The organism is Streptosporangium sp. NPDC002544, assembly GCF_040295965.1.
Lineage (GTDB): Bacteria > Actinomycetota > Actinomycetes > Streptosporangiales > Streptosporangiaceae > Streptosporangium.
In genome coordinates this window covers 174,115-180,622 of the sequence record NZ_JBEOWJ010000022.1, presented here as the reverse complement: position 1 = coordinate 180,622, position 6,508 = coordinate 174,115, and the positions used below count along the sequence as shown (strand labels likewise).

The 6,508-nt window shown below is 68.9% G+C and carries 5 protein-coding genes; 2 read left to right on the top strand and 3 right to left on the bottom strand.

What is annotated here, in order from left to right:
• The first annotated feature begins 475 nt into the window (after nucleotides 1-475).
• Entirely contained in the window at nucleotides 476-1,591 is a 1,116-nt protein-coding gene (locus tag ABT061_RS30160) for an AI-2E family transporter (protein ID WP_350924284.1), read from the top strand.
• Between the two features lie 9 nt (nucleotides 1,592-1,600).
• A complete protein-coding gene (locus ABT061_RS30155) occupies nucleotides 1,601-2,329 on the top strand; it encodes a DUF6597 domain-containing transcriptional factor (RefSeq protein ID WP_350924282.1) in 729 nt (242 codons plus the stop codon).
• A gap of 6 nt (nucleotides 2,330-2,335) precedes the next feature.
• Here the strand turns inward: ABT061_RS30155 and ABT061_RS30150 are convergent, their stop codons facing one another.
• From ABT061_RS30150 to ABT061_RS30140, 3 genes are read right to left on the bottom strand one after another with little or no spacing between them, the layout of a single operon-like run.
• The gene (locus ABT061_RS30150; RefSeq protein ID WP_350924280.1) at nucleotides 2,336-3,988 is read right to left on the bottom strand and encodes an AMP-binding protein; all 1,653 of its coding nucleotides are present in this window, start codon (nucleotides 3,986-3,988) and stop codon (nucleotides 2,336-2,338) included.
• 49 nt (nucleotides 3,989-4,037) lie between these two features.
• On the bottom strand, nucleotides 4,038-4,889 hold the full coding sequence (locus ABT061_RS30145) for a PhzF family phenazine biosynthesis protein (RefSeq protein WP_350924278.1): 852 nt from the start codon (nucleotides 4,887-4,889) through the stop codon (nucleotides 4,038-4,040).
• Nucleotides 4,890-4,916: 27 nt separating this feature from the next.
• Complete coding sequence (locus ABT061_RS30140) at nucleotides 4,917-6,317, bottom strand: putative hexosyltransferase (RefSeq protein WP_350924276.1); 1,401 nt, start codon at nucleotides 6,315-6,317, stop codon at nucleotides 4,917-4,919.
• Between the last annotated feature and the right edge of the window lie 191 nt (nucleotides 6,318-6,508).

The following is a 6,508-nucleotide window of genomic DNA, read 5'->3' as shown; positions in this document are numbered from 1 at the left end:
CCCCGATGAAAGGGCAGGTTGGACAGGGTTGTGCTTCATGCACTGGCTTTTAACACACTGTTGAGTTCTCAAGAAACGGACGCGTACACCGTTGTTCGCAGACCCGCGTTCGCGGTGTCCCGGACTTCGGGGCGTTCCATTCCGTGTCACCATCTTATCGGATCTGCCGGGTTTGTGTCAACTTGTCGGCTTCCCGACCATCGACCCAGACCCGCCGAATCCGCTAGGATTGCGACTACCCTGTTTCCAGGGCAACCCCTCTAACTTACTCCAACATCCGGTTGTTGTCCAATCGGATCTCGGCGCGACGCATGCGTCCCGACGAGGGAACTGATCAAAAGGGTGGTCCCGAGGCTTTGGCGATCTCCGCCGACCTCCTCGGGCCTGTGAACTCTATGTACGCCGCCGGGTCCCGTCAAATCAAAGCGCGTGCCCCGTGGAGACGTGTTTCCCGTTCGCTGGGTAGAGATCGAATATGACGGACCAGCGAGTATTGCCCAGGGCGCTCGTCGTGCTTCTCTGCGCCGCGAGTGCGGTGATCGTCCTGGGCGGGATCAGGCAAGTCAACTCGATCGTTGGACCGGCACTGCTGGCACTGGTCCTGGTCCTGGCGGTCTCCCCGGTCAGGACCTGGCTTCACTGGCACGGCGCTCCCGGGTGGGTACTAGTGGCCGTCCCCCTGGTGATCGTGCTGCTGATACTCCTGGGCATGGTGGCGGTCCTGACCCTTGCCATCGCGCAACTGGCCGCTCTCATACCCACCTATGACAAGCAGTTCCAGCAGCTCGTGCTGCAGGCACAGGAACTGGCGGCGAACCTCGGCATCGGCACGCGGCAGATAAACCAGGCGATCAACTCCTTCTATCCCGGCAAGGTCTTCACGATCGCGCAGGAATTCCTCAGCGGGCTGGTGGGCGCGTTCTCCGGCATCGTTCTCATCATCGTCCTGCTCCTGGCCATGTGCCTGGACGCGCAGGCCTTCTCCCGGATTCTCGCCATGGGGGCGGCGCGCAGACCCCTGCTCATCGGTGCGCTCCACGACTTCGCCCACCGGACCCGTCGTTATCTTGTGGTGTCGACGGCGTTCGGACTGGTCTGCTCCGCGTTGGACGTGGCCGCGCTCTGGTTTCTCGACGTGCCGCTCCCCCTCCTCTGGGGCGTGGTGGCACTGATCACCAACTACATCCCCAACATCGGCTTCGTCCTGGGCCTGATACCGCCCGCCCTGCTCGGCCTCCTGTCGGGCGGCCCCAAAACCCTGCTCTTCGTGATCGTCGCCTATGTGTTGATCAATTTCGTGGTGCAGTCGCTGATCCAGCCCAAGTACCTCGGTGACGCCGTCGGGCTGTCCACGACCCTGACCTTCATCTCGCTCATCCTGTGGACGTTCCTGCTCGGCCCGCTGGGCGCGCTGCTGGCCATCCCGCTCAGCCTGCTGACCCGCACGTTGCTGATCGACAGCGATCCCGACGGCGAGTGGGCCGCCGCCCTCGTCTCGGGGAATGTGCCCGACGAGGGGCAGCCGGCGGCGGAAGACTCGACGATGGGCGACCGGCAGGAGAAGAACGGAGGAGGAGACAGCCGCCCGTAACCTGAGGTCATGTATCGCGAGTGGGCTCCGGACCCCCGCGTCGCCGGGCGGGTGGCCTGCGTGTGGAGCAACGAGGCGACCGCCGTCACGACCACGGGCATGCCCCAGCTGGTCGTGCCCGACGGCTGTGTGGATCTGATCTGGGGTCCGAGAGGAGCACAGGTCGCGGGCCCCGACACCGGCCCGAAAACCGTGTGGATGTCGCCGGGCGACCGCTACATCGGGATCCGGTTCAAATCCGGCGCGGCGGGCGGGGTGTTCGGCGTGCCGCTCGACAGCCTGCGCGACCTGCGGGTACCGCTGTCCGAGCTGGGACCGCTCAGGGAACTGTCCGAGCTGGCCCCCTTCACGGGAGGGGCACCGGAGCCGGTCATCGACGCCGTACAACGGGTTCTGGCCGTACGAATGCGCACGACGTCCGAGCCCGATCCCGCCGCGTCGGCGATCGCCGGGGCACTGCTGGCGGGGCGGAGCGTCAGGGAGGTGGCCTGGGATCTGGGGCTCGGCGAGCGGCAGCTTCTGCGCCGGTCCCTGCGGGCCTTCGGGTACGGCCCGAAGACGCTGCAGCGGGTGGTCAGGTTCCAGCGGGCGCTGCGGCTGGCCAGGCGCGGCATCGCGGCGGCCGAGGTCGCCGCGGCCAGCGGATACGCCGACCAGGCTCACATGGCGAACGAGGTACGGCGGCTGGCGGGAGTTCCCCTGGGCCGGCTGATCGGACAGTCCGGCGACGGATACTGACGGGCACTAGGGAAGCAGCCGGGCGCGGCCGAAGTCGACGAACCTGGCACGCAGTGCCGAGCACGCCTCCTCGGTCAGCGGAACGTAGGCGAGGTCACGTCCCGGCCGCCACCACACCGGGTCGGCGCACTCCCACAGCTGACGCCGCAGGCCGCTCTTGTCCACCTTGTTGGTGGCGGTGAGCGGCATCTCCGATGTCAGCCGTACGAAGCGGGGAGCCCACTTGGTGCCGAGGTCGGGCTGGGCGTTGAGGAACGCGGCGAATCCGGCAGGTTCGAAGTCGCCGTCGAGTTCCAGCGCGGCCATGACCTGGTCGCCGGTGCGCGGGTCGGGCACCGCGTAGACGGCGCACATGACCGTGCCCGGGTAGCGGGCGAGGATGCGCTCGACGGGCGCGGCGGCGAAGTTCTCGCTGTCCACCCGGAGCCGGTCGGCGTCCCTGCCCGCGAAGTAGAAGTATCCGGCGCTGTCGCGGTAGGCGAGGTCGCCGCTCCAGTACCAGCCGTCGCGGAGCCGCTGGGCGTCCGCCTCGGCGTTGTTGTAGTAGCCCTCGAAGGAGGCGTCACGCCGGACGATCTCGCCGATCGCCTCGTGCCCGTTGACCAGCCCGCCACTGTCGTCGAAGCGGGCCCGCGGACACTCGCGGCCGGTGGCGGGGTCGTGGACGGCGACGTCCATCCCCTGCTGCGGCAGGCCGAGCGCATCGGCCGGGGTTCCGGGAACCTTGCTGATCGCGATCGCCCCCTCGGAGGAGCCGTACCCCTCGATGATCTGGGCGCCGAACCGCCTGGCGAACTCGGTCAGGTCGCGGGAGGAGGCCTCGGTCCCGAAGGCGGCCCGCAGCGGGTTGCGGGAGTCGTCGTCGCGTTCGGGGGTGGCCAGGATGTACGCGAGGGCCCGGCCGACGTAGTTGAAGTAGGTGACGCCGTACCTGCGGATGTCGGCGAGGAACTCCGAGGCGCTGAAGCGGCGGCGCATCGCCACCGTCGCGCCCACGCCGGTGGCCATCGCCAGGTTGGCCATGACGGCGTTGCCGTGGAAGAGCGGCATCGCGAGGTAGGTCACCGACTCCCGGTCGATCCCGAACCGGCCGCCCCGCCCCGCGATGGCCGCCAGCCGCCCCTGACCGCAGATCACCGCCTTCGGTGATCCGGTCGAGCCCGAGGTGAAGAGCAGCAACAACGCCTCCTCGGGCCGTGGCGGCTTCTCGGCGTCGAGGGCCGCCCTCGCCTCGGTGCCGGTGCGGCGGGCCAGCAGCGCGCGGTAGCCGTCGGTGTCGGCGAGCAGGACCCGGCCGGGTGGCAGCCCGAGGTCGAGACCGTCGAGCAGGGCGGAGCGCGGGGTGTCGGTGACGACGAGGTGGCAGTCGGTGTGCCGGATGTCCGCGGCGAGTTCCGCGCCGCGCCGGGTGGGGTTGATGCCGACCAGGGTCGCGCCCGAGAGGGCCGCGGCGAAGATCCAGAAGACGTACTCGGGGACGTTCTCCAGCAGGACGCCGAGGTGGAACGGGCGGCCCGGCTCCCGCATGTCCAGGGCCAGTGCCGCCCGCAGTTCCGCCTCGTGGACGATCCGCGCCCAGCTGTAGCTCTCGTCCTCGAAGCGCAGGCCGGGATGTTCGTCACCGGCCCGCGCCCGGATCAGGTCCGCGAATGTCACCACACCCGGATCTTGAGCAAGTGCTTGGTCAAAGTCAAGCCGTGCCGGGGATTCAGACGATCTCCAGCGCCACCGCTCCGCCGCTCACCCGGCTCCGGCCGTCGGCCGAGGCGATCGAGACCTTCAGCGTGCTGGGCCGTCCCATGTCCACCCCCTGGATGACGGTGAACTCCGAGCAGCCGAAGCCGAGAGTGCGCAGGTAGCCGCCGAAGGCGGCGGCCGCGGCCCCGGTGGCCGGATCCTCCACGACGCCCCCGACCGGGAAAGGGTTGCGGGTGTGGAACCGCTCGTCGCTCTCCCGCCAGAACAGGTTCACCGTCGTCCAGTCCTCGCGGATCATCAGCGCCTTCAGCCGCTCGTAGTCGTAGTCGAGGTCGGCCAGGCGCTCGCGCGAGGCCGCGGCGACCACGAGGTGCTGCACGCCGCCGAACGCGACGTGTGGAGGAAAGGCCGGGTCGAGTTCGTCGCGGGACCAGCCGAGGGCGGCGAGGGCCTCCTCCAGCGTCTCCTCCGCGACGGGCCGGGAGTAGGTGGGGATGCTGGTGAGCGTGGCGCGGAGCGCGTCGTCGGCGATCTCGGTGTCGATGACGATCTCACCGGCGTTCGTGTCGAAGACCAGCCGGCCGGTCCCGAGGCGCTCGGCCAGGGCCACCGAGGTGGCGATCGTGGCGTGCCCGCAGAACGCCACCTCCGTCGAGGGCGCGAAGTACCGGACCCGGAAGGCGCGCCGCCCGTCGTCGCGAGCGGTCACGAACGCCGTCTCGGAGTATCCGACCTCGGCGGCGACGGCGAGCATCTCCTCGTCGGAGAGCCCCGCCGCGTCGAGGACGATCCCGGCGGGGTTCCCCCCTTCGGGATCATGGGTGAAGGCCGTGTAGCGCAGGATTTCCACAGTGTTCGTCACACCTACCTACACTAACCAGCTAACTCATCACGGCGGTGACAGGCTAGGGGAGGCCGGGACGGGCCGCAGGGATGGCGGCTCCTCGGGAGCGTCAGGTGCTTTGAAGACGCGGCGCGCCCAGGGCATCGCGAGCACCAGGATCGGCAGGAGCACGATGGAGCCCTGGGACCAGAAGACATGGAGGCTCCGCCAGGTGGCGGAGTCGAACTGGGTCATGTAGAGGTAGCCGTACGCGGCCCAGAAGGACACGCCGATGATGGCCGGCCAGGCGAAACGGGTCGGACGGGCGACCAGGAACGGCATGAACCACAGGAGGTACTGCGCACCGAGCCTGGGAGTGGCGACCATGAAGGCGATCAGCAGCGCCGTGGTGAGGTCGATCGGGTCGGCGCGGCGCCACAGGAAGGCGGTCACCAGCAGGGTGACGTAGACCAGACGGGTGCCGAACGTGGCGATCCCCTGGTGCAGATCGTTGACGCCGTGCATGTAGATGGCGCTGTAACCCCACTGGCCGACGATCGGGCGGACGTCCTGGATCACCCGGATGACCTCGGGGATCTGGCTCAGCGAGGTGCCGGCGAAGATCGGCAAGGTGACCAGGAAGAAGATCGGCGCGATGCCGGTGGCCACGAACGCCACGACGCGGGCGCGGAAGGTGGGCAGCAGCAGGAGCATGCCCGGGATGAGCCAGATCGGCCAGCTCTTGGCACAGAGCGCCAGGCCCATCAGCAGCCCCGCGCACAGGGCGCGGCGTAGGGACTGCCGGTCGCCTGGGCGCGGGGTGAGCGCCCTGCGGACCACGCCGGTGGGACCCGTGGCATGCCGTATGGCACCGGGGAGGCCTCGGAACGCGACGCTGCCCCGCACCAGCGCGACCACGTCGGTCCGGATGCCCGGCCGGTCGGGGTCGCCGGGCCCCCGGGCGACGACGAAGGCGGCGACGCCGAAGACCAGGGCGACCGGCTCGACCTGGCCGTGCACGGAGGCGACCAGGATGGCCAGCGGGTTGCAGGCGTACTGGAAGGCGCGCAACGACGCCTTGGAGCCTCCGGCGAGCTTGCCGACCAGCGGGATCAGCGCGATGTCGGCGACCACGGTGACCAGGCGCCCGCCGATCTCCCAGGGGATGCCCAGCCAGAGCAGGAAGCCGTAGACGTAGGGGATGGTCGGCAGGAAGTGCCAGCCGCCGTTGCTCCCCAGGACGGGATCCTCACGGTTCAGGACCGCCTCACCCGCGGGTTTGAAGCTGTTGACGAAGTCGACCGGCTGCCAGGTGTCCATCGCCGAGGTGGTCATGATGAGCACCCTGAAGACGATTCCGACCATCAGCACGGCCAGCAGTGAGGGCCGCCAGCCCTTCCACTGTGCGACCAGGGCGAGTACGACACCTGTGACGAGGACGAACCCCGTGAGAATTGCGTAGTCCATGACGGTCCCTAGCCTGCCGGACCTCACCGCCGACCGGCCACCCGGTCTCTAAACCGAGACCTCTCTGCCAGTTTTGGCGACCTTGGGAATCCGGGCCGTCACGAAGAGTGATTACCGCGAACCGCTCCGGGTGTAAGCCTCGTGACACCTGCGGACGCGGAGGGGGGAACCTCGCCGCCGGAAGTCCGTCT

Excerpts from the sequence above, each read along its gene's own strand:
- ABT061_RS30155 (WP_350924282.1), top strand. The coding sequence starts at position 1,601 with ATGTATCGCGAGTGGGCTCCGGACCCCCGCGTCGCCGGGCGGGTGGCC.
- ABT061_RS30140 (WP_350924276.1), bottom strand. The coding sequence starts at position 6,317 with ATGGACTACGCAATTCTCACGGGGTTCGTCCTCGTCACAGGTGTCGTA.
- ABT061_RS30160 (WP_350924284.1), top strand. The coding sequence starts at position 476 with ATGACGGACCAGCGAGTATTGCCCAGGGCGCTCGTCGTGCTTCTCTGC.